The sequence below is a fragment of the Methylobacterium sp. Gmos1 genome, assembly GCF_053764715.1.
Genome location: NZ_JBSNCC010000003.1, coordinates 172110 through 195086 on the forward strand (window position 1 = coordinate 172110; position 22977 = coordinate 195086).

At 71.9% G+C, this 22977-nt stretch carries 21 protein-coding genes; 13 read left to right on the forward strand and 8 right to left on the reverse strand.

The window, feature by feature from the left end; genetic code table 11:
• The first annotated feature begins 395 nt into the window (after positions 1-395).
• Both ACS5PV_RS06945 and ACS5PV_RS06950 read left to right on the forward strand, forming a co-directional pair.
• Complete coding sequence (locus ACS5PV_RS06945; protein ID WP_455394612.1) at positions 396-1871, forward strand: methyl-accepting chemotaxis protein; 1476 nt, start codon at positions 396-398, stop codon at positions 1869-1871.
• Positions 1872-2127: 256 nt separating this feature from the next.
• The gene (locus ACS5PV_RS06950) at positions 2128-2319 is read left to right on the forward strand and encodes a hypothetical protein (RefSeq protein WP_455394613.1); all 192 of its coding nucleotides are present in this window, start codon (positions 2128-2130) and stop codon (positions 2317-2319) included.
• 289 nt (positions 2320-2608) lie between these two features.
• Here ACS5PV_RS06950 and ACS5PV_RS06955 read toward each other — a convergent pair whose 3' ends face one another.
• Positions 2609-4318, reverse strand: coding sequence for a glycosyltransferase family 2 protein (locus ACS5PV_RS06955; protein ID WP_455394614.1), 1710 nt, complete (start codon positions 4316-4318; stop codon positions 2609-2611).
• Positions 4319-4741: 423 nt separating this feature from the next.
• Positions 4742-4972 (reverse strand): hypothetical protein, encoded by a 231-nt coding sequence (locus tag ACS5PV_RS06960; RefSeq protein ID WP_455394615.1) that lies wholly within the window; start codon positions 4970-4972, stop codon positions 4742-4744.
• Between the two features lie 305 nt (positions 4973-5277).
• On the opposite strand from ACS5PV_RS06960, the gene ACS5PV_RS06965 reads away from it, so the two are divergent.
• Positions 5278-6225, forward strand: coding sequence for a glycosyltransferase family 2 protein (locus ACS5PV_RS06965; protein WP_455394616.1), 948 nt, complete (start codon positions 5278-5280; stop codon positions 6223-6225).
• A gap of 9 nt (positions 6226-6234) precedes the next feature.
• On the opposite strand, the gene ACS5PV_RS06970 is transcribed toward ACS5PV_RS06965, so the two are convergent.
• Complete coding sequence (locus ACS5PV_RS06970) at positions 6235-7374, reverse strand: anhydro-N-acetylmuramic acid kinase (RefSeq protein ID WP_455394617.1); 1140 nt, start codon at positions 7372-7374, stop codon at positions 6235-6237.
• Between the two features lie 128 nt (positions 7375-7502).
• Here ACS5PV_RS06970 and tyrS point away from each other — a divergent pair, with 128 nt between their 5' ends.
• Both tyrS and ACS5PV_RS06980 read left to right on the forward strand, forming a co-directional pair.
• On the forward strand, positions 7503-8777 hold the full coding sequence (tyrS, locus tag ACS5PV_RS06975) for a tyrosine--tRNA ligase (protein ID WP_455394618.1): 1275 nt from the start codon (positions 7503-7505) through the stop codon (positions 8775-8777).
• 144 nt (positions 8778-8921) lie between these two features.
• Positions 8922-9317 (forward strand): DoxX family protein, encoded by a 396-nt coding sequence (locus ACS5PV_RS06980; RefSeq protein ID WP_455394619.1) that lies wholly within the window; start codon positions 8922-8924, stop codon positions 9315-9317.
• A gap of 5 nt (positions 9318-9322) precedes the next feature.
• On the opposite strand, the gene ACS5PV_RS06985 is transcribed toward ACS5PV_RS06980, so the two are convergent.
• Together ACS5PV_RS06985 and ACS5PV_RS06990 are read right to left on the reverse strand one after the other, a co-directional pair.
• A complete protein-coding gene (locus ACS5PV_RS06985; protein ID WP_455394620.1) occupies positions 9323-10828 on the reverse strand; it encodes an ATP-binding protein in 1506 nt (501 codons plus the stop codon).
• An 86-nt stretch (positions 10829-10914) separates the two neighbouring features.
• Positions 10915-11604: a glutathione S-transferase family protein gene (locus ACS5PV_RS06990; RefSeq protein ID WP_455394621.1), complete on the reverse strand. Its 690-nt coding sequence runs from the start codon at positions 11602-11604 to the stop codon at positions 10915-10917.
• Between the two features lie 417 nt (positions 11605-12021).
• Between ACS5PV_RS06990 and ACS5PV_RS06995 the strand changes: the two genes are divergently transcribed.
• From ACS5PV_RS06995 to ACS5PV_RS07025, 7 genes are all read left to right on the forward strand, one after another.
• A complete protein-coding gene (locus ACS5PV_RS06995) occupies positions 12022-12978 on the forward strand; it encodes an aliphatic sulfonate ABC transporter substrate-binding protein (RefSeq protein ID WP_455394622.1) in 957 nt (318 codons plus the stop codon).
• Between the two features lie 142 nt (positions 12979-13120).
• Positions 13121-13951, forward strand: a complete 831-nt coding sequence (locus ACS5PV_RS07000; protein ID WP_455394623.1) for a transporter substrate-binding domain-containing protein — start codon at positions 13121-13123, stop codon at positions 13949-13951.
• A 17-nt stretch (positions 13952-13968) separates the two neighbouring features.
• The gene (locus ACS5PV_RS07005) at positions 13969-14709 is read left to right on the forward strand and encodes an ABC transporter permease subunit (protein ID WP_455394624.1); all 741 of its coding nucleotides are present in this window, start codon (positions 13969-13971) and stop codon (positions 14707-14709) included.
• A 44-nt stretch (positions 14710-14753) separates the two neighbouring features.
• Complete coding sequence (locus ACS5PV_RS07010; protein WP_455395002.1) at positions 14754-15476, forward strand: amino acid ABC transporter permease; 723 nt, start codon at positions 14754-14756, stop codon at positions 15474-15476.
• An 8-nt stretch (positions 15477-15484) separates the two neighbouring features.
• Positions 15485-16267 (forward strand): amino acid ABC transporter ATP-binding protein, encoded by a 783-nt coding sequence (locus ACS5PV_RS07015; protein ID WP_455394625.1) that lies wholly within the window; start codon positions 15485-15487, stop codon positions 16265-16267.
• Positions 16268-16271: 4 nt separating this feature from the next.
• Complete coding sequence (locus ACS5PV_RS07020; RefSeq protein ID WP_455394626.1) at positions 16272-17603, forward strand: MmgE/PrpD family protein; 1332 nt, start codon at positions 16272-16274, stop codon at positions 17601-17603.
• 19 nt (positions 17604-17622) lie between these two features.
• The gene (locus tag ACS5PV_RS07025) at positions 17623-18927 is read left to right on the forward strand and encodes an LLM class flavin-dependent oxidoreductase (RefSeq protein ID WP_455394627.1); all 1305 of its coding nucleotides are present in this window, start codon (positions 17623-17625) and stop codon (positions 18925-18927) included.
• A gap of 230 nt (positions 18928-19157) precedes the next feature.
• Here the strand turns inward: ACS5PV_RS07025 and ACS5PV_RS07030 are convergent, their stop codons facing one another.
• A complete protein-coding gene (locus tag ACS5PV_RS07030; protein WP_455394628.1) occupies positions 19158-20042 on the reverse strand; it encodes a tetratricopeptide repeat protein in 885 nt (294 codons plus the stop codon).
• 89 nt (positions 20043-20131) lie between these two features.
• Positions 20132-20317, reverse strand: coding sequence for a hypothetical protein (locus ACS5PV_RS07035; RefSeq protein WP_455394629.1), 186 nt, complete (start codon positions 20315-20317; stop codon positions 20132-20134).
• 143 nt (positions 20318-20460) lie between these two features.
• Here ACS5PV_RS07035 and ACS5PV_RS07040 point away from each other — a divergent pair, with 143 nt between their 5' ends.
• Positions 20461-21837 (forward strand): leucyl aminopeptidase family protein, encoded by a 1377-nt coding sequence (locus tag ACS5PV_RS07040; protein ID WP_455394630.1) that lies wholly within the window; start codon positions 20461-20463, stop codon positions 21835-21837.
• Positions 21838-21935: 98 nt separating this feature from the next.
• Here ACS5PV_RS07040 and ACS5PV_RS07045 read toward each other — a convergent pair whose 3' ends face one another.
• The gene (locus ACS5PV_RS07045; protein ID WP_455394631.1) at positions 21936-22895 is read right to left on the reverse strand and encodes an EcsC family protein; all 960 of its coding nucleotides are present in this window, start codon (positions 22893-22895) and stop codon (positions 21936-21938) included.
• Positions 22896-22977: the final 82 nt, after the last annotated feature.

Below are 22977 nucleotides of genomic sequence, written 5' to 3' on the forward strand. Positions count from 1 at the left end.
CCGATCGGCCGAGCATCCCCGCCAGTCTGCCCGCGAATTCATCGCGCGGGCGCGATTGTATCGCGTCCCAAATTTCAGCTTCTTCCCTGGCTTGCGTCCGCGCGGGCGGCGGATCCGGAGCGTCGCGGAGACCGGTCGCGAGGTCTATGCGGCGCTGTTGTTCGGCGGTGCTGCCGCTTGGTCTCCGTTAGCCCGTTGCAATGACCCGGCACGTCGATGATTCCACCAAAAGTTGCGATGCTTTCTTGCGCCATTCTTATTTGCGCTGACGGGTGCATTATCAAAAGATAGGCATAGCTTCATATCGTATATAAGGATGAGGGAACGATTTCCTTCATTTTCCAATAAGAATTCGGGAGCACGGTTCTCGGCAAACGCTGCGAGAGACCGCCCCCTTGCCCCTTCTCCCATCGAGCCACGCTGCCCTGCTCGCGGCCGTCGACCGGTCGCAGGCCCGGATCGAGTTCGACCCGTCCGGGACGATCCTGGATGCGAATGCCTGCTTCCTCGGCCTGACCGGCTACCGCCTGGCCGAGCTCCGCGGTCAGCATCACAGGATGCTGATGCCGCCGGGAGAGCGGGAGGGCGCGGACTACGCCGCGTTCTGGCAGGGATTGCGGGAGGGGCGGTTCGAGACCCGGGATTTCCGGCGCATCGCCAAGGACGGCCGCTCGATCTGGATCCAGGCTTCCTACAACCCGGTGCTCGACCGGCGCGGCCGCGTGGTGCGGATCGTCAAGCTCGCCTCCGACATCACCGCCCGCAAGGAGCACGACGCGTACCTCGCCGGCCAGATCGCCGCCCTCGACCGCTCGCAGGCGGTGATCCACTTCACGCCCGACGGGATCATCACCGAGGCCAACGCCATCTTCCTCGGCGTGATGGGCTACACCCGCGACGAGGTGGTGGGACGCCACCACGGCCTGTTCGTCCCCGAGGGCGAGCGGGCGAGCGCCGCCTACGCCGCGTTCTGGCAAGATCTCGCCGCCGGCCGCCACCAGGCCGGCGAGTTCCACCGCGTCGCCAAGGGCGGCGGCGAGGTGTGGATCTTCGGCGCCTACCACCCGGTGCTCGACCTCGACGGCAGGCCCTGCGCGGTGGTGAAGTTCGCCACCGACATCACCCAGGCCGTGCTCGATCGCCAGCGCCGCAGCGCCGGCCAGCGCGCGATCGAGGCGGATATCGCGGCGATCACGGTCGCGGTCTCGGAGGTCTCGCAGCAGGCCCGCGCCACCACCATGCAGACGGCCCAGACCTCCGGCAACGTCGAGGCGGTGGCCGCCGGCACCGAGGAATTCGCCGCCTCGATCGCCGAGCTCGGCCGCCACGCCGAGGATGCCCGCACCGCCTCCGACACGGCGGTGCGCAAGGCCCAGGATGCTGGCGGCATCGTCGCGAGCCTGACGCAGGCCGCCGACCGGATCGGCGAGGCGGTATCGCTGATCCGCTCGATCGCCGACCAGACCAACCTGCTCGCGCTCAACGCCACCATCGAGGCGGCGCGCGCCGGTCAGGCCGGCCGCGGCTTCGCGGTGGTCGCCGCCGAGGTCAAGGCGCTCGCCGGCCAGTCGGCTCGGGCGACGCAGGAGATCGGCACCCAGATCGACGCGGTGCAGGGCGCGACCTCCGGGGCGGTCGCGGCGATCGAGGCGATCGTCAAGGCGATCGGCACCGTCAGCGAGATCTCGGTCGGGGTCTCGACCGCCATCACCCAGCAGGCCGCCGTGACCCGCGACATGTCGGCCAACATGCAGGACGCCGCCCGCAGCGTCGCCTCGGTGCGCCGCAACATGGAGCGGATCACCGGCTCGGCCGACGAGGTCGACACCTCGATCCGCAAGGTGTCCGAGGCGGCGCGCGCGCTCCTGTGACGGTCAGGCGCTGAGCCCGAGGAGCACCACCAGGGCGATCCCGAGGGCGAGGCACGAGGCTGCGGCGAACAGGACGGGCATCGGTGAGCCTCCAGGGGGAGCGGCGAGGTCCGCCCTCTAGCGCCGGAGTGCGGCCGCTCCGTGACGGTGGGGCAGGACAGCGCGACGGTCGGCCCGCCGCGCGAGCGTGGCCGTTCCGACTCGCCCCCCGAGGCATGTTCCTGTAGTATGGCTTCCCGAGCAAGCAAGGAGAGCCATGCATCTCGTCGTGACGGCCCACACCCCGGACGGGCACCTCTCGTACCAGCGCTCCTCACCGGAGGCGGCGCTGGAGAAGGCAGACGAACTCGCGGCGGACGGTCACGAGTGGATCGTCATCACCGACATCACCGGCCGCCACTACGAGCCGGGCGAGTTCGACACGCTGTTCGTGCATCCGGGCGGCTAGAGCATTTTCCGACGAAGTGGATACCGTTTCGTCGCAGAAAACCCGCACGGTCAAAGACCTGGAGAGCTTCGCGATTGCAGCGCGATCGTGAAGCGCACCAAGACATTCCGCGGCGGGAAGACCGTCCGTCTCCCGCGCTGCGGAAACCCGGCTCCGCCCCGGGCGCGCCGCCGGCGACAACCCTGGCGCGCTCGCGAAAATTGCGGGTCGCGCCGTCGGGAAGCGGGACGGATCGCTCCCTCGCCACGGACCGCGCGCTCCCGGACGAACCGGTGCCGCGGGCCAGCCGTCACGCCGCCCGTTTCAGGATCACGGCATCCGCGGCCTTCTCTCGGAACAAGCCCGCCTGTCCGGCAACGTCGACCTCGAGGTGCGGTAGGGATCCGGCGAGAGCTTCGAAAAGCCGTGGGGCGGTGGAGCCGGCGAGGCGCGCGACCGTCATCGGCGCCCGCCCGGGCAGCGGGACGGGCGGGGCCGCCAGTCCCGGCAGGTAGGCAAGGTGGAGCCGCGCCGACGGCACCCGATGGACGATGCGGATCAGGTTGAGCGCGTCGAGACGGTTCGACAGGACGCCCGCGAAGGCCGCGGCGGCTCGGCCAAGGCCGTGGACGCGCTCCGGGGCAGGCGTCCCATCGTCGAGGAGGAGGCCGAATACCTGCGCGGTACCGAGCGCGCCGCGCGGCATCCCGGCCCAGGCCTCGTGCGCATCCATCACGTGGAGGTTGCGGGCGCCGCTCCGCGCGACCAGGTCGGCCAGGACCGTCCAGTCTCGCGCCGACACCGCCCCGTGGATCTCGTCACCGGCCAGAACAGCGACCCCGGCGGGCAGCGCCGCCGGCTCGGCCCCGGCCGGCGTATCGAGGACGAGCCCCGGTCGCGCGCCGATCCGCACGAGGTAGCGCAGATGATCGAAGACGAGCGTGCCCTGCTCGGGAAGTCGGGAGGCCACGACGAGGTGCGAGAGGCCCGGGACCGGATCGCGCGTCGGCCGCGCCGGGGCGGCCGGAGGCCGGGACTCGCGCACCTCGCCGCCCGCTTCGACCCGCGGCCGACGCGCACGGAAGGGCGCCTCGCCTTTACGGAAGCGCGTGACCAGCGTGTCGAGGGGCACGGAGGGCGCGAGCGCCAGGGACGTGGTGAGGAGTGTCAGCCCGTGCCCGAACTCACCTTTGCGCAGGAGCGCCGCGCCCCAGCAGAAGACCGATTCCGCGAGGCGCGTGCGGGCGAGGCGCCGCAGGCGGATCCGGTTGGGATCGTCCGCGGCGTCGGTCGCAAAGAAGCTGTCGAACGCGTCGCGGCGCTGGTGCAAGTCGCGGGTCGCCACGGCGGTGTAGCCGACCGACATGTTCGACCCGTGCATTCGCCGGATCGCCTGTGCGGTCCGGGTGACGGCGACGTCGCCTTGGCGTGCGATGCGCAGCCACATCTCGAGGTCGCCCGCATGCGGCAGGTCGGCGCGGTAGGGCCCGGCGCGCTTCTGGGCCGAGGTCCGGACAACCGCCGTCCCGGTGCCGACGACGTTCCTGGCCAGGCTGCACAGCACCTCGATCATCGCATCGCCGGAAGCGATCAGCCACTCCGCGGGCCCGTCCGCGGCGCGCGGGAGATCGTTCGGATCGATGCCGGGCGACAGCATCAGTTCGTGCCCATGCGTCATCGCCACGCCGGGCTCGGCCTCCATCAGCGCGACCGCGCGGGCGAGGGCGCCGGGCGTGAGCAGGTCGTCGGCGCTGAGCAGGAGGAAGTAATCCCCGGCCGCGGCGGCGATCCCCTCGTTGTAGGTCGCAATGTGGCCCCGGTTCGCCTCGTGGACGCGCACCGTCACCCGGCGATCCTCCGCCGCCAGCCGCCGAGCGACCGCGGCGCTGCCGTCGGTAGAGGCGTCGTCGATCACCATCACGCGCAAACCGTCGACGTCCTGCGACAGGATGCTGTGGACGGCGTCGGGGAGGAAGCGGCCATAGTTGTAGCACGGAACCAGGACGTCGATGGCTGGCATGATCACTCCCCGCATCTCGCATGGAGTGAAAGGCTATCGGGCAGCATCGGCGCTGCCAGCCTCGCCAATCGGCCGCGTGCGCGGTCGGCCAGTCCCCGGAAGGTGCAGGTCGCGCGGCGATTGTGCACCCCGGGACGATCCGTGGCGGCGCGAACGGCGTAGGGTGGGTCCCGGCGGCGGTGCGGGCCTGACCGCCCCTTACCCGAATCGGAGGCTGGGCCTGGCGACGTGCCCGTTACCGTCCCGGCGACGGCGCCCGCCATCCTTCCGACAAGGCCCAGGGGAGCCGGCCTTGCTCAAGTCTGAGAGCTTGTATGATCGGTCCGTACAGATTTTAAACCAACCTGGTCATTCCGGGGCCGCGCAGCGGAGACCGGAATGACCAGGAGCCTATGACTACTGTCGATCAGGTCGAACAGGCTCTCACATGCCGGCGGTGCCGGCCTGCTGCGTGTAGGCGCCGCCGATCCTATCGGGCCGGGCGGCCGGCAGGGAGCGAACCGGAAATGGGATGATCTGGCACGGGCTCTCCGGCTCCGCCGCGTCGCGCCGGCGAGCCGAGCGTTCGACGGCGGAGGCGATCGCCAGCTTCGCGCGCGCGGAGTAGCCGCGGCGGCGCAGCCAGGCCGGGATCGTCGAGGAGCTTCTCTTCATGGTCCATGTGCCGTTGCAGGTGAGCGACGGCGTTAGTTCAAACACGTAAGCCGGATGCCGCATACGCCGCAGCGTCCCAATTTCTTGTCCCAGAATCTCAAGATTGGGGGGCCGGCCTTGAAGGCTGGTGCGGGTATCCCAGTTCTCCGTGCCCGACCGGGACTACCCTCCTCGCGGTAGCCCTCCCCCTTCGCCGTAGGGGTCTCCGCCCTCGGCCGGTGCCGGCCAGCACCGGAAGGCGCGGCTCCCGGGCCGGGGCGCCCCTGCTAAGCAAGAACGGGACGCACCCAGCCCGGACTCCCGCCATGGCCTCGTTCAACCCATCCGCTTCGGTCTCCGTCGTAATCCCGCTCTACCAGAAGGCGGACGTGATCGCCGAGACCATCGCGGCGGTGCTCCGCCAGACCCACCCGCATTTCGAGCTGATCGTCGTCGATGACGGCTCGACCGACGGCGGCGGCGACGTCGTGGCTTCGTTCTCCGACCCGAGGATCCGCCTGGTGCGCCAGCCCAACGGCGGAGAGGCGGCGGCGCGCAACCGCGGCGTCGCCGAGGCCCGGACGGACTGGATCGCCTTCCTGGACGCCGACGACCTCTGGGCGGCCGGCCATCTCGAGAATCTGGTTGCGGCGGCGCAGCAGGGCGACGCGGTCGTCGTGTTCAGCAACTACCTGCTCGCCAGCCGCGTCGCGCCGGTGGTGCCGGCCAGCGTCCCGTCCCAGCGCACCGACGACTTCTTCGCCTTCGCGCTCGCGAACTCCCCTTACGCCGTCCACCCGAGTGCGGTGCTGGTCGAGCGCGCGACCCTGCGGCGCGCGGGTCTCTTCCCGGTCGGTGCCGCGATGGGGGGCGATATCGACACGTTCTGTCGCCTCGCCCTGGAAGGCGCCTTCCGCTATGTCCAGGAGCCGAGTGCGGTCTACCGCGACGGCCATCCGACCAGCGTGCTCGCGAGCCAGATGCGCAAGCGCCCGCTGCCGCCGCCCTTCGACCGGACGCTGACCGCCCTCCTGCGCCACGGCGCGGTGCCGGCCCGCCTCGTGCGCTCCGCCGGCCGCTACCGCAACTTCCTGATGCTCGAATACGCCCGCCAGCTCCTCGATGTCGGCGACGGGGAGGCCGCGCGCGACATCTTGCGGCGCCATTGCCGCCTCGTCGACGATCCGGTGCGCTACGCGAAACGGTTCCTGCGCACCTGGTCGTTCGGGCACCGGCTCTACGCGCTGTCGCGGCAATGGGTGCCGTCGCGGTGAACCGATCCCCTATGCCTCGGGCCGTGCCAGCACCCCGCCGGTGATCGCCCGGCTCACGCCGGTCGTCGACGGGAAGGTGATCGGCAGGCCTTCCAGCGACCGCACCGCCAGATAGGCGAAGGCCTGGGCTTCGAGGAAGGCAGAGGACCAGCCGATGGCGTCGGCCGTCGTGATCTCGGCGCGCAGGTAGTAGTTGAGCTGGCGCAGCAGCTCGCCGTTGCGGGCGCCGCCGCCGGCGACGATCCAGCGGGTCGGCGGGTCGGAGGCGTGGTCGAGGGCACGGGCGACCGCCCGGGCGGTGAAGGCGGTGAGCGTCGCGGCGCCGTCCTCGGTCGAGAGCTGGCCGGCGAGCTTGTGCGAGAACCAGTTCCGGTCAAGCGACTTCGGGGGCCTGCGCGAGAAGAACGGGTGGATCAGCAGCCAGGCGAGCAGCGGCTCGTCGGGCCGGCCGCGGGCCGCGGTGCGGCCGTTGTCGTCGAGGGCGTGGCCGGTGCGCTCGCGCATCCAGTCGTCGATGAGCGCGTTGCCCGGGCCGGTGTCGAAGGCGAGGATCCGGCCGTCCCGGGCGATGAGCGTCGCGTTCGCCACCCCACCGATGTTGAGGATGCCGAGGCTGTCGGTGAAGCCCGAGGCCTGCGCCAGCGCCCGGTGGAACACCGGCACCAGCGGCGCCCCCTGCCCGCCGGCCTCGATGTCGGCGTTGCGCAGGTCCGACACCACCTTGATGCCGAGGCGGCGGCTGAGCGCCTGGCCGTCGCCGATCTGCACGCTCATCTTCTGGTCGGGCCGGTGCACCACGGTCTGGCCGTGGAAGCCGATCACGTCGATGTCGGCGGGGGTCAGGCCGTTCTCGGAGAGGAAATTCTCGACCGCCTCGGCGTGAAGGCGCGTCACCAGCTCCTCGGCTTGTCCTAAGCAGCCCGGGCGTTCGCTGCGCTCGGTGACGGCCTCGGCATCGACGAGGGCCTGGCGCAGGAGCGCCCGGTCGTCGTCGGAATAGGCGCGGTAGCCGGTCGGGCCGAGCGGCTCGAGATAGCCGTTCTGGCTGCGCTCGACCCGGATCGTCTCGCCGTCGGTCTCGATCAGCGCGACGTCGACGCCGTCGAGGGAGGTGCCGCTCATCAGCCCGATCGCGCGCCGCATCGCCATTCCAATTAGCCCCCGTGCGTTTCCGGGCCGGCTTTGCTATGGACCGACCCGTTCCGAATCCGACGGAGCTAGCATGGCGGCGCCGCGCTGTCGCGCCACCGCCTTTCACGAGACCGATCGAGAGTTCCATGGCCGCGCCCACCGACTTCGCGCCGCGTTCCGACTTCCTGCGCATCCTCATGGAGCGCGGCTACGTCCACCAATGCTCCGACTTTTCGGGCGTGGACGACGCCGCCCGCGAGGGCCGGCTGACGGCCTATGTCGGCTACGATTGCACGGCGCCGTCGCTGCATATCGGCCACCTGCTCTCGATCATGATGCTGCACTGGCTCCAGGCGACCGGCGGCAAGCCGGTGGCGCTGATGGGCGGCGGCACGACGCGCGTCGGCGATCCGTCCGGCCGCGACGAGACCCGCAAGATCCTGACGCTCGACCAGATCGAGTCGAACAAGGCCGAGATCGGCAAGACCTTCTCGCGCTTCCTCGATTTCGGCGCCGGCGCCAACGCCGCGCTGATGGCCGACAACGCCGAGTGGCTGACCACGCTCAACTACATCGAGATGCTGCGCGACATCGGCCGGCACTTCTCGGTCAACCGGATGCTGTCGATGGACAGCGTGCGGCTGCGGCTGGAGCGCGACCAGGAGCTGTCGTTCCTCGAATTCAACTACATGATCCTGCAGGCCTACGACTTCGCCGAGCTGAACCGGCGCTACGGCGTGACGCTGCAGATGGGCGGCTCGGACCAGTGGGGCAACATCGTCACCGGCATCGACCTCGGCCGGCGCCTCGGCACGCCCCAGCTCCACGCCCTGACCTGCCCGCTGATGACGACGGCCTCCGGCGCCAAGATGGGCAAGACCGCCTCGGGCGCGGTCTGGCTCAACCCGGACATGCTGAGCCCGTACGATTACTGGCAGTTCTGGCGCAACACCGAGGACGCCGATGTCGGCCGCTTCCTGCGCCTGTTCACCCTGATGCCGCTCGACGAGGTGGCGCGCCTCGAAGGGCTCGGCGGCCAGGAGATCAACGAGGCGAAGAAGGTGCTGGCCACCGAGGCATGCGCCCTGCTGCACGGCCGCGAGGCCGCGGAGGCCGCCGCCGAGACGGCGCGGCGCACCTTCGAGGAGGGCGCGCTGGCGCAGAGCCTGCCCACCGTCGAGGTGTCGCGCGCCGTGATCGAGACGGGGCTCGGCGTGCTCTCGGCCTTCGGGCCCGAGCACGCGGCGCTGGTGCCCTCGACCAGCGAGGCGCGACGCCAGGTGAAGAGCGGCGGGCTGAAGGTCAACGACGCGCCCGTCACCGACGAGCGCGCGGTGATCGGTGCCGGCGACGTCACCCCGGAGGGCGTGGTGAAGCTGTCCTTCGGGCGCAAGAAGCACGTGCTGTTGCGGGTGGTGTAGGCGCGTCGACGCGGGGAGCGATAGGGACGAGACCACCCTCGCCGCGACGACACACGGCACGCAATCACGACGCAATCCCGCTTCGCTAGTCCGGCGTCGCGGCCGCAGGGCCGGACCAACGACGATCAAGCGGGATCCTGGACCATGACATCGACATCGACGGGGCCGCGCTTCGGCGGCCTGCTGCTGCGCGGCCTGCTCACCGCCGTCTTCGTGACGGCCGCCGGCATGAAGTTCGCCGCGGTGCCGTTCGAGGTCGCGGGCTTCGCGCGCTTCGGCTACCCGCTGTGGTTCATGTACGCGGTGGGGGCGGCGCAGCTTCTCAGCGCCGCCCTGCTGTGGCGGCGCGGCACCGTGGCCCATGGCGCGCTCCTGCTCGCCGCCGTGATGGTCGGGGCGGCCTTCAGCCACCTGCGCGCCGGCGACCCAGTGGCGATGGCACTGCCCGCCCTGGTGCTGCTCGGGCTGCTCGCCGGCCTCGCCTTCGCGCGCCGGGGCGAGCTGGTCCCCGCCGGCCTCCAGGTCGCCGCGCGGGTCTGACCCGCTTACTCCGCGGCGAACAGGCCGGCGGGCTCCTCCGCGCCGCCCTTCGGGTTGCCCGGAGCGGTCTCGCAGCCGAGCGCCGGCAGGGCGACGACGCGGTTGCCGCGGAAATCGGTGCGGCAGACCGCGGCGCCGCGGCTCTCGACATAGGCGAGCAGCCGCCGCGCCCGGCCCGGCGAGCGCGAGCCGATGGCGCGGGCGAGCGCGTCGTCGGAGGGGCACGGCGCCCCGGAGCGGGCGGCCCGCGCCAGCAGCAGGAACAGGCCCTGCACCTCCTCGGGCAGGCCGGCGCAGGCCGCCATCACGGCGTCGGCCTCCTCGCCCTCCGCCGCCTCGCCGTCGACGCCGGCCCGCGCGATGGCAAGCCGCCGGCGGAAGCGGCCGAGATCGAGGGCCTCGCCCGGCAGCCGGCGCATCCGGCAGCGCACCAGGAAATCCTGGTAGAGCACGGCGATCGGATGGTGGGCGGCGTCCGGATCGGCGGCGATCTCGCGCAGGATCTCGGCGAGCGCCGCATCCCGCTCCGCCTCGCTCATGCTGGGCGCGGCCTCGACCGGTTCCGGCGGGCGGTACTGGGCGAGCTGCTGCAACAGGTCGGTCGGGCTCGCCCGCGGGGTCGGGGCCGGGCGGGGTGCCGGCGTCCAGACCGGCTCGTTCCCGGACGGCGTCAGGATCAGCTCGCGAAGATCGTCGCCGGCGGCCGGGCTCGGCAGCGGCACGAGCTTGGGGCTCGACGAACGGGCCGAGGTCGCGACCGGCCCGATGGCGATCGGCAGCGGGCGCTTCGACAGGGCGGGGCCGAGGGCGATGAAGTGGCCGCGCTCCAGGTCGCGAAAGCTCTCGGCCTGGCGCCGCTCGAGGCCGAGCAGGTCGGCGGCCCGCGCCATGTCGATGTCCAGGAAGGTGCGGCCCATCAGGAAGTTCGAGGCTTCCGCCGCGACGTTCTTGGCGAGCTTGGCCAGGCGCTGCGTCGCGATGATGCCGGCCAGGCCCCGCTTGCGGCCGCGGCACATCAGGTTGGTCATCGCGCCGAGCGAGGCCTTGCGGGCCTCGTCCGAGACCTCGCCGGCGGCGGCCGGGGCGAAGAGCTGCGCCTCGTCGACCACCACCAGCACCGGGTACCAGTGGTCGCGCTCGGCCTCGAACAGGCCGCCGAGGAAGGCCGCGGCGGCGCGCATCTGCGCCTCGACGTCGAGGCTCTCGAGCGTCAGCACCACCGAGACGCGGTGCGCGCGCACCCGGGCGGCGATGCGCTGGAGGTCGGCCTCGCCGTGATCGCCCTCCACCACCACGTGGCCGTGGGCGTCGGCCAGGGTGACGAAATCGCCCTCGGGATCGATCACCACCTGCTGCACGTGCGGCGCGCTCTGCTCCAGGAGGCGGCGCAGGAGGTGCGACTTGCCCGAGCCGGAATTGCCCTGGACCAGGAGGCGCGTCGCCAGCAGCTCCTCCAGGTCGAGGGCGGCCGGCCGGCCGCCCGCCACCCCCATCTCGACGCTGATCGTCATCTCGGCTCCCTGCGAAGGCCCGACTCGTAACACGGGAGTCCGGGCCCCGATCCGCGCCCGGAGCCGGGGTCCACAGGCAGTTCGCCTCAGCCGAAGGCCAGCGCCCGCGAGCCCTCCCCCATCCGCTCCAGCATCCGCCGGCGCCACGCTTCGACCGGATCGTCGGGCTCGAGCAGTGCCAGCGCGCTGACGCCGCGGGCCCACAGGAAGGCGCCCATCACCACGTGGTCAGCGTAGAGCGGGCCCTCGCCGCCGAGGAAGGCTTGCGCCCGCAGCACCGCGCGGACCGGCGCCAGGGTCTTTCGAAAGGCCGCGCGCTGCGCCTCCGGATCGGGACAGACCGCCTCCAGGGGCTTGCCGAACCGGGCCTCGCGGCTCTGCCGGAAATAGGCTTGGTCGTCCGCGTCCAGGTGGCGGTGGATGTCGAGGAGCAGCAGCGGCACCAGGGCGGGGTGCAGCACCTGATCGGTCCAGGCGACGTGAAACCGGGTCAGCGCCAGCCCTGCCGCACCGCCGAACAGCGACGGCCGGTCCGGATAGGCCGATTCGAGATGTGCGGCGATGACGGACGATTCGGCGATGGCCCGCCCGTCCTCGACCAGCACCGGCACCTTGTCCGAGCCCGAGAAGGCGAGCGCGTCCCGCTCGGTGAAGCGCCACGGCCGGCCCTCGAAGACGAGACCCTTGTGCTCCAGGGCGAGGCGGCTGCGCCAGCAGAACGGGCTGAAGCGCCGGTCCGGATCGGCGGCGGCGAGTTCGTAGAGCACGCGGTGCAAGGGTGATTCCTCCGGCGGCGCCCCGGTTCGCGCCTGGGCGGTTGGCGACGCGGATCATGGCGGGGGATGGCGGAGGGGGCAACGCGGCGCGACACGTCCTCCCGTCACGATGCCGGCCGGAGACGGCCCGGGACGGTGAGGGATAAGGCGAAGCGACCGTCGCCTCTCCCCTCACGGCCGTAGTGCCGTCTGGGGCAAGGAAAGGGCGCGGGCTCCCCCCCGCACGGCGCAGAAACCGACGAAGAAGGAAATTCTTTCGCCAACCTCGACGCGAGAATTCAGGTTTCTTCAACCGCGACAGTTTGGTTTTCCCGTTCATTGACGCTGCCACGGCAAGGTGAGACCTTCCATGGACTTCCGGCTCTGCCCACGACGATTGCTGCGCGGAGCCGGATCACCTCTGCTGGAGTCGACACGATGAATCCGACACGCCGCTCCGTCCTCGCGGGGCTGATGACGGCCGGCGCGCTCGCGACCGGGCCGGCCCGCGCCGCGGAGGCCGCCCCGAAGGAATTCCGCGTCGGCTACCAGAAGGTCGGCCTGATCGTCGTCACCCGCCAGCAGCAGCTGATCGAGAAGCAGCTTTCTGAGCGCGGCGTGAAGGTGCGCTGGTTCGAGTTCCAGGCCGGCCCACCGCTGCTGGAAGCGCTCAATGCCGGCAGCATCGATTTCGGCTATACCGGCGACGCGCCGCCGATCTTCTCGCAGGCCGCGGGCGGCAACCTCGTCTACACGGCGGCCGCGGCGCCCTCCGGCGAGGGCGAGGCGATCCTCGTCAAGGAGGCCTCGCCGATCCGCACGGTCGCGGACCTCAAGGGCCGCAAGGTGGCGGTGGCGCGCGGCACCTCCTCGCACAACCTCCTGGTCGCCGCCCTGGAGAAGGCGGGCCTGAGCTTCACCGACATCACGCCCGTCTACCTCTCGCCGGCCGATGCCGGCTCCGCCTTCACCGGCGGCAGCGTCGAGGCCTGGGCGATCTGGGATCCGTTCTTCGCCGTCGCGCAGGCGCGCGACGCGACCCGGGTGCTCGTCACCTCGGGCCAGGTCCTCGACGTCTCCGGCTACTTCCTGGCCAACCGGACCTTCGCGCAAGCCTACCCGGCGGTGATCGGCGCGGCCCTGCGGGCGCTGGAGCAGGGCGCGGCCTGGGCGGAAGCGCACCGTCCGCTTGTGGCGCAGGCGCTGGCCGAGGTCACCGGCATCCCGCTCCCGATCCAGACGGTGGTCGCCGACCGCACGCAATTCGCCGTCCGCCCGCTGACCGACAAGATCCTGGCCGGCCAGCAGGCCACCGCCGACCGCTTCCACCGCCTCGGCCTGATCCCGCGGGCGATCACCGTGCGCGACGCGGTGTGGACGGCCCCGCCGGCGTGACGGGCCGCGCCAGGGGATAACGGCCCGGACGGCCGCCACGCCCTACAAACTCTAACGGCATTCGGGTATGCCGCGGGCAGACCGGGGGCCGCCATGGCCCGGCAGGGCGCCGCCCGGCGCCCGAGACGCCGCGAGACACCGAATGATCCGCAAGACCCCTCTGCGCGCCGCCGCCCTCCTCGCCGCCCTGCTCGCCGGGTTTCCGGCGGCGCGCGCCGACGCCACGCTCGACCGCATCAAGGCCAAGGGCAAATTCACCGTCGGCGTCATCCTGTCGGGAGCGCCGTTCGGCTACATCGACCCGAAGACCCAGGAGCAGAAGGGCTTCAACGTCGACCTCGCCCGGGCGCTGGCCGAGAAGCTGGGCGTGGCTCTGGAGACGGTCACGGTCACGCCGCCGAACCGGGTGCAGTTCCTGCAACAGGGCAAGGTCGACGCGCTGCTCGCCAACATGCAGGTCACCGAGGACCGGGCGAAGATCATGGACTTTCCCCCGACCGTGTTCGACCGCGCCGGCGGCGCCGCGCTCGGCCGCAAGGACAGCGGGATCAAGGACTGGGCCGACCTGAAGGGCAAGCCGGTCTGCGTCTCGCAGGGCTCGAACTTCACCCAGCCGCTGATCGAGGAGTACGGCGCGGTGGTGAAGGGCCTGCCGAGCCAGCCGGAATCGGTCCTCGCGCTCAAGGGCGGCACCTGCGTCGTCGCGGTCCATACCGGGGCCACCCTCGGCCTGATGCTTCAGGACCGGGCCGAGGAGTGGAAGGACTACGCCATCCTGATCCCCACCGAGATCGTGCCGGCCGATTCGGTGGTGTGGATCCGCAAGGGCGAGAAGGACACCTCCGCCGCCCTCGACAAGGCCCTGCGCGAGCTGATTGCTTCCGGCAAGCTCCTGGAGATCGCCAAGGCCAACCGGCTGCTGAACACGGCCTTCATCGAGGAGCAGCAGAAGCGGCTCGCGGCGGGGAAGTGAGCGGGGGCGTCGGTACGATGCAGGACGCGGTCCGGGGCTTCATCGCCCTGGCGGCCCGGGTCGGGCTCAACTTCGACTTCCTGACGAGCCCGTTCGAGGTGCGGATGTGGCTCGACGGGATGGCGACGACGCTCGTCCTCGTCGCCCTCACCATCCCGCTCAGCATCGCGGGCGGCGTCGCGCTCGCGGCCGCGCTCACCTCGGACCGGCCCTGGCTCGCCGGGCCGGCGCGGGCCTATGTCGAGCTGACCCGCAACACGCCGACGCTGGTCCAGCTGATGTTCACGGTGCTCGTGGTCAACATGCTGATCTCGCAGGCGCTGGGGGGGGCGCAGAACAACCCGCTCGGCGCGTATTTCTGGCTCGTCGCGGTGGTGAGCCTGCACGTCGCGGCCCTGCACGCCGAGGCGCTGCGCGGCGGTATCGAGGCGGTGCCGGCCACCACGATCGAGGCGGCCAAGGGCCTCGGCTTCTCGCGGCTCGAGGTGCTGCGGGTGGTGGAGCTGCCGCTGGCTTTGCGCACCGCGCTCCCGGCGATCGTCAACAACCTCGTCAACCTAGTGAAGCTGACGACGATCGGCTACGCCGTCGCGATCAACGAGATCACCTACGCCTCGCTGATGATCTGGACCCAGCGCGACAACGTCGTCGAATTGATGCTTGTGCTCCTGGTGTTCTTCAGCGCCATCAACCTCGCGGTGGCGCGGATCGGCGCACTGGTCGAGCGCAGGCTCGCCGTGCCGGGGTTCGGGCAGTGACGGCGGGCGCGCGGCCCGCCCGGGCCTCCATCGCGCCGCTCGTCATGGCCGGCCTCGTCGCGGCCGCGGTCGCGCTGTGGCTCGCCCTCGATCCGTCGCTGGCGCGGCTTCTCCTGGAATGGCTGCCCTACCTCGCCCGTGGATTCGCGATGAACATCCTCATCGGCGGGCTCGCGATGCTGCTCGGCACGCTCGCCGGCATCATCCTCGGGGCGCTGGAGCTCAGCCACGCGCGGCTCGTGCGGGCGCCGGCCGTCGCCTACGTGCAGGTGTTCCGCAACGCCCCGCACCTCGTGCTGATCTTCGCCACCACCTACATCTTCCCGTTCGAGATCGTGGCGTTCGGCCACTACATCCCGTTCCCCGACTGGGTGAAGGCGGTGATCGGGCTCGCGATCCCGGCGAGCGCCCACACCGCCGAGATCACCCGCGGCGCGCTCCAGTCGATCCCGACGCCGCAATGGGACGCCGCCAAGGGACTGGGCTTCTCGCGGATCGAGGCCCTGCGCTTCATCATCCTGCCGCAGTGCCTGCGCCGGGCGCTGCCGCCGTGGATGAACCTCGCCGCCTCGATCTGCATGGGCACGGCGCTCGCTTCCCTCGTCGGCGTGCACGAACTGCTTCACGCCGCCACCGACGCCAGCACGGCTGTGAGCCGCACCGACTTCACGGTGCTGACCTACGTGACGGTGCTCTTCGCCTTCTTCCTGTTCTGCTACCCGGTCTCGCGCCTCACGCAGCGGCTCGAGCGGCGCCTCGCCCGATAGGGACCCGCATGACCGCGTCATCCACCCCCCTCGTCACCCTCGAGGACGTGCATCTGAGCTTCGGGCAGAACGAGGTTCTGAAGGGCATCGACCTGAGCGTCGCCCGCGGCGAGGCGGTGTCGATCATCGGCCCGTCGGGCTCGGGCAAGTCGACGATCCTGCGCTGCATCAACGCGCTGCTGGCGCCGAGTTCGGGCAAGATCACCGTCAACGGCGTCCGGGTCGATGCCCTGCGCAGCGAATCCGAGCGCATCGGCTTACGCAAGCGCATCGGCATCGTGTTCCAGCAGTACAACCTGTTTCCCCACCTCACGGTGCTCGACAACATCACCATCGCGCCGATCCGCATCCTCAAGGAGAAGCGGGCGGAGGCCGAGCGCCACGCCCGCGAGCTGCTCGACCGGGTGCGGCTCTCCGACAAGGTCGCGTCCTATCCGGGCCAGCTCTCGGGCGGGCAGCAGCAGCGGGTCGCCATCGCGCGGGCGCTCGCGATGCGGCCGGACCTGGTGCTGTTCGACGAGGTGACCTCGGCCCTCGATCCCGAGACGGTCGGCGAGGTGCTGGCGGTGATCCGCGGGCTGGTGCGCGAGGGCATGACCAGCCTCCTCGTCACCCACGAGATGCGCTTTGCCGAGGAGATCAGCGACCGGATCGTGTTTACCGAGAACGGCCGCATCGTCGAGGCCGGCCCGCCCGACCAGATCTTCCACCGCTCGCAGAACCCGCGCATCCGCCAGTTCGTGCGCGGCCTCGGCGCCCGCGAGGCGGTGCAGCCCGGCGAAGGGATCTGACTCGATGACCACCGCGCTCACTCACGACTTTGCCGCCGCGATCGCCCGCTCCACTCCCTCTGCCGAGGCGATGGAAGCGGCGCGGCTCGCGATCCTCGATCTCCTCGCCTGCGCGCTCGGCGGCGCCGACGACCGCTCGACCGCGATCCTGGCCGGGACCTTGGGCGCCGGCACCGGCCCCTCGGTGCTGATCGGCCGGCGCGAGCGCGCCGACCCGTTCACCGCCGCGCTGATCAACGGGCATGCCGGCCACGTCCTCGACTACGACGACGTGCATGCCAGCGTGCGCGGCCACCCGACGGTGGTGATCCTCCCCGCCCTGCTCGCGCTCGCCGGCACGCGCCCGGTCGCCGCCCGCGACCTCATCGCGGCGTACATCGTCGGCCTGGAGGCGATGGCCCGCCTCGGCCTCGCCCTCGGCTCGCGCCACTACGAGACCGGCTTCCACGCCACCGCGACCCTCGGGACGGTTGGCGCCGCGGCCGCCGTCGCCCACCTGCTGCGCTTCTCCCCCGCGACCACCGCCATGGCGCTCGGCCTCGCGGCGACGCAGTCGGCCGGCCTGCGGCTGCAATTCGGCCATGACGCCAAGCCGCTCCATGCCGGGCTTGCCGCCCGCGCCGGGCTGACGGCGGCGCTCCTCGCGGAATCCGGCCTCTCCGGCGCGCCGGATTTCCTGGGCGGCCCGATCGGCTTCCTCGACGCCTTCGGGTTCGGCGCGGCGGTGCCCGAGCGGCTGCTTCCCGGCTTTGGCGAGCCGTGGCAGATCCTGAAGCCCGGCCTGACCCTGAAGGCGTTCCCGTGCTGCACCGCGGCCCACCCGGTCGCCGTCGGGGCGCTAGCGCTTCGGAACGAGGAGAACTTGCGCCCGGCGGCGGTCGAGGCGGTCGCCCTCACCTTCCCACCCGGGGGCGACGCGGCGCTCGTCGTCTCGCGGCCCGGCACCGGCATCGAGGCGCGATTCAGCCCGGAATACATCTTCGCCGCCGCGCTGACCGACGGCGCCCTCGGCATCGGTCATTTCGACGAGCGGCCGGTGCGGCCGGACCTCGCGGCGCTGGCCGCCCGCGTCTCGCGCCGCCGCGACGACGCTGCGCCGCGCCTGTCCTCAGACCCGGCGACGCGGTTCGTGGTGCTCGACATCACCCTGACGGACGGCGGACGAGCCACACGGCGGATCGAGGGTCTGCCGGGCCTGACCGATGCCCGGCCGAAGTTTCGCGACGCGACCGGGGCGGCGGAAACCTTCGCGGATATCCCGGGCCTCGTCGCCCGGATGGATGACGAAGCCGACCTCGCCCGCCTCCTCGCCCTCCTCGGCCAGAGCCGCTCCTGACATCCCGAAAGGCGCCACCATGACCGCCCCCCGCCGCATCCATCTCGGGCTCTTCCTCCAGGGCGCCGGCCACCACGTCTCCGGCTGGCGTCACGCCGACGCCGAATCGGGCAGCGAGAACTTCGACCTGCTGCGCCGGGTGGTGCGGACGGCGGAAGCGGCGAAGTTCGACATGGTCTTCCTCGCCGACGGCCTGACCAGCGGCGTCGACGCCCACCCCTCGATGATCGCCCGGTTCGAGCCCCTGACGCTTCTCGGCGCGCTCGCCATGGTGACCGAGCGGATCGGCCTCGCGGCGACGGCCTCGACCACCTACGGCGAGCCCTACCATCTCGCCCGCGCCTTCGCGTCGGTCGATCACCTGAGCCACGGCCGCGCGGCCTGGAACATCGTGACGACGTCCTACGCCCGCACCGCCAACAATTTTTCCAAGAGCCACCCCGAGCACGACGCCCGCTACGCCATCGCGGAAGAGTTCGTCGACGTGGTGCGCGGCCTGTGGGACAGCTGGGCCGACGATGCCTTCCCGAAGGACAAGGAGCGCGGGATCTACGCCGATCCGGCCAAGGTGCGGATGCTCGACCACGCCGGCCAGTATTACTCGGTCAAGGGGCCGCTCAACATCCCGCGCTCGCCGCAAGGGCACCCGGTGCTGATCCAGGCCGGCTCCTCGGGCCCGGGCCAGGACCTCGCGGCGCGGGCCGCCGACATCGTGTTCACCGCGCAAGCGAGCCTGCCCGAGGCGCAAGCCTTCTACCGCAGCCTGAAGGCGCGCGTCGCGGGCTTCGGCCGCGATCCGAACTCGGTCGCGGTGATGCCGGGCTTCCTGCCGGTGGTCGGGCGCAGCCTCAAGGAGGCGAGCGAGAAGCTGAGCGAGCTCGACCGCTGGACCCCGATCGCGAGCGCGATGCCGCTCCTGGAGGAGCGCATCGGCCACTCGCTCGCCGGCTACGACCTCGACGGGCCCCTGCCCGACCTGCCGCTCTCCGACCAGCTGCGGAGCCGCGCCGAGCTGCTGACCGAGCTTGCCCGCCGCGAGGGCCTGACGATCCGCCAGCTCGCCCTGCGCGTCGCGGCGGGCCGCGGCCACCACATCGTGCTCGGCACCGCGACCGACATCGCCGACCGGATGCAGGAGTGGTTCGAGGGGGAGGCGGCCGACGGCTTCAACGTAATGCCGCCCTTCTTCCCCGGCGGCCTCGACGAGTTCGTGGCCGAGGTGGTGCCGATCCTCCAGGAGCGCGGCCTGTTTCGCACCGAGTACGAGGGCACGACCCTGCGCGACCACCTCGGGATCGCTCGGCCGGCCTGGCCGGGGGTGTGAGGGCCGGGCCGCTCATCCTAAAGCTCCCCCCTGTCCCGGACGACTGGAGCGCCAGCGGAAGAAGATCCGGGGTCCAGCACGAGAAGTCGCGAAGCGTATACCTGTCCGCATCGGTGCAAAACGCGGAGCCGCTTTGCGGCATTTCTCTCCTCGATCCCGGATCCCCCTGCCCTTCGTCTCAGTCGTCCGGGAAAGGGGGGCTTGTGGTGGGGGATCGAGCGATCCCTCCGTCACATCGCCGAGGCCGCTACCTGCGGAGGCGCCGCTTTCGCTCCGCCTGCCCTGTCGGCGGCCCGCGCCGGCTTCCCGGCGGCGTTCTGGGACATCGCGTGCCGGGCCAGCGACACCCGCAACGCCGCCACGTTCTGCGCCGCCTGGGCCGGGCCGAGGTCGCGGGTCAGCACCTGCTCGGCCTCGCCGAAGCGGCCCTGGAGGCCGAGGACCAGGGCGAGGTTCTGGCGCACCCGCCCGTCGGCGCGGGGATCGGCGCCGGCCTGGCGCAGGGTCGCCTCCGCCTCGGGCAGGCGCTTGGCGAGCGCGTAGGACAGGCCGAGATTCGACAGCACCGCCGGTTCGCCGGGCACGATCCTGAGCGCCGCCTCGTAGTAGCGCTGGGCCTGGACGTGGTCGCCCATCTGGTCGGCCACGGCCCCTTGCGCCGAGAGCACGCGCCAGTCGGGATTGGCCGGCGAGTGGGCGTTGCGCAGCACCTCCGCCGCCTCGCCGAAGCGGCCGACCTCCGCCAGGCTCTTCCCGTAGGCGGCGAGTACCGCCGGGTTCTTCGGGTTGCGCAAAGCCGTCTGCTGGAGCACCGCCGCGGCCTGGACGCCCTGGTCGGTCGCCCGCAGGGCCTGGGCGTAGGCCATGGCCGTGCCGATATCGGCCGGGTCGCGCTCGTAGCGCGCGGCGAGGCGCCCGACGTCGCGGCGGGCGGTGTCCGGCGGGGTACTGGCGTCGATCGACCCGGTGGTGAAGGGCGAGATCGCGCCGGCGGTGAGGGACCTGAGCGACTCGCGCGTGTTGCAACCCGACACCATCAGGGCCACCAATCCGGCGACGGCGAGGGGCCGAAGCGAATTCGAGCGGGCGGGACGGGTCTCGACGGTCGCGGGCATCGGCCACTCCAGGGGCGGGCCTGGGATGTGGCAACCCGCTCCCACGGCCCTCGTGATCCTGGAGATAGGTCGTTAACCCTAATCGCCCGTTAACGCTGCGGGGTGTCCGACGGGGTCGCCTTCGGAGCCGGCTGCGGTGGCTTCGCCCCGCCCTGGTCGGTACCGGTGCCGTGGCGGCTCGGGGTCACGGCCTCGCCGTCGTGGCGGCTGCCGTCCTCGATGCCGATGGTCTCGCGCCGCTCCAGCGGGTTGATGGGCTTCTGCTCCTCGGCCATGCGGGTCTCCTCTCGGGTTCCGGTCGGAGGTGACGCCGCAGGGCCGTCGGGGTTCCCGGGACTGGCCCGAGCACGGACCCGAGCATTGACAAGCGCCGCGTCTTGGCTCCCCCTCCGGCCTTTCGACAGAGGGATCGCCCCGCGTGACCACGCTCCTGCCCGCGACCAAGGACGCCATCCCGATCCGCTGCGTCGACGCCGCCGGATGGCCGGCCGTGGCGGCCGGGCTGCCGCCGCTCGCCGCCGCCTTCGCGAAGGCCTCCGGGTTCGAGCCGAAGGCCGGCCGGACCGCCCTGCTGCCGGGGCCGGACGGGGCGCTGGCGCAAGTGCTGTTCGGGGTCGAGGCCGGGGGCCGGGCCGATCCGTTCGCGGTCGGGCGCCTGCCCGAATCCCTGCCCGAGGGCGTCTATCGTCTCGAGGATTTTCCCGGCGATCCGGCGCTGGCGGCGCTCGCCTGGCGGCTCGCCTGCTACCGTTTTACCCGCTACCGCGAGCGGCCTGCGCCGAAGGCCCGGCTGGTGGCCCCCGAGGGAGTCGACGCCGCCGAGATCGACCGCATCGCCGACGCGGTGGCGGCGGGTCGCGATCTCGTCAACACGCCGGCGAACGACCTCGGCCCGGCGGAGATCGAAGCGGCATCCCGCGCGCTCGCCGGGCGCTTCGGCGCTGCCGTCACGGTGATCTCCGGCGAGGCGCTGGAGCAGGGCTTCCCGCTCATCGCCGCGGTCGGCCGGGCCTCGCCGCGGGCGCCGCGGCTGATCGACCTGACCTGGGGCGATCCGGAGGCGCCGCGCGTCACCCTCGTCGGCAAGGGCGTGGTGTTCGATACCGGCGGGCTCGACATCAAGCCCTCGGCCGCGATGCTGCTGATGAAGAAGGACATGGCCGGCGCCGCGGTGGCGCTCGCCGCCGCCGAGATGGTGATGGGGGCAAACCTCCCGATCCGCCTGCGGGTGCTGGTGCCGACGGTCGAGAACGCCGTCGCCGGCGACGCCTTCCGCCCCGGCGACGTGCTGGCGAGCCGGCGCGGGCTCTCGGTCGAGATCGGCAACACCGACGCGGAGGGACGGCTGATCCTCGCCGACGCGCTGAGCCTCGCCGACGAGGAATCCCCCGAGCTCGTCTTCGACTTCGCGACGCTTACCGGCGCGGCCCGGGTGGCGCTCGGCCCCGACCTGCCGGCCCTGTTCACCGAGGACGATGGCCTGGCGGCCGAGCTGACCGCCACGGGTCTTGCCGTCCACGATCCGGTCTGGCGGATGCCGCTCTGGGCTCCCTACGCCGCGCTGCTCGATTCGAAGGTCGCCGACCTCAACAACGTCTCGGGCGGCCCCTTCGCGGGGGCGGTGACGGCGGCCCTGTTCCTGCGCCGCTTCGCGCCGGCGGCGAAGGCCCACGTCCATCTCGATCTCTACGGCTGGAACCCGAGCACGAAGCCCGGCCGGCCGGAGGGCGGCGAGGTGCAGACCGCGCGCCTCGTCTATGCCCTGCTCAAGGGTCGGTACGGTGCACGGGTCTAGAGCAGCGCCCGATCACGTCGCGATCGGGCACGGCTCTAGGTCTTCGATTGTGTCGCATTTTCCGTGACGGACCGGTATCCGGTTCGTCGGAGAAGGCTTCATGCCGTCCCAAGCACGGCCCGCTCCGCCTCGTAGGCCTCCCGCACCACCGCCTTGCCGTAGCGGCGCTCCAGCCGCCGCACGACGAAATGGCCGCGGGCGATCGCCTGGAAGTGGTCCATGAAGGCGGTGTTGACGGCCGCGCCCCCGAGGGCGCCGAGCACCGGCACAGCCTGGGCGGCGAGCTTCTGCGACACCACGCCTCCGAAGCGGGCGCCGACCTGGCCGGCAAAGCGCATCAGGGCCGGCGCGCTCTCGTCGAGGAGGCCGCGGCCGGCGGCGTAGCGGGCCGCCTCAGACATCGCCTTGGCGAGCGCCCCGCGCACCGCGAAGTAGCCGCTCTCGGCCGCGTTGCCGGTCGCCCCGTCGGCTTGGGTCGAGCCGCGGCCGCCGAGCGCGAAGACCTGCATGCAGGCGAGCGCGGCCTCCGGATCGGCCAGGTCCTCGCCCTCGCGCTGGGCGATCTCGGCGATCGAGCGCAGCATCAGGGTGGTTGAGAGCGGCAGCTCGACGGCGAGGGTCGAGAGGCCGAAGGCGCCCCCGATGGCGCCCGAGACCGCCGCCAGCGCCTTGTGGCCGCGGTCGCCCGGCGGGAAGCGCTCCAGCAGTTCCATAGCCCGGGTGCGCCAGGACGGCGCGACGTCGGGGCCGAGCGGCGCCAAGGCGCCGTCCGACGGGGCGTCGGCCGCCTTCGGCAGGGTCGCGAGCGCCACGTGGAGCGCACCGCGCATCGCCGTCTCGGTGGCGTGGCCGACGGCGTCGACCACGGGGGTCGGCAGGGCACGGGTGATGAGGTCGAGGGGGGCGCCGGCCATGGCCGAGAGCCGGCCGGCGAGGCTCGGGCGCTCCAGGGCCGCGACCGCCCGGCGCAGGGCGGCGCGGTCCTCGGCGCTCAACGGCTCCGGCGCCCCGACCAGGACGGAGGACGGGGCGGGCTCGACGGCGACGATCTCGGACACGGGCGCTCCCTCGCGGACAACAGGCGGCTTGCCGGGATTAAAGCTGGGGCGCCGGGGGCAGGTTCCGCAAGGGGCGGATCGC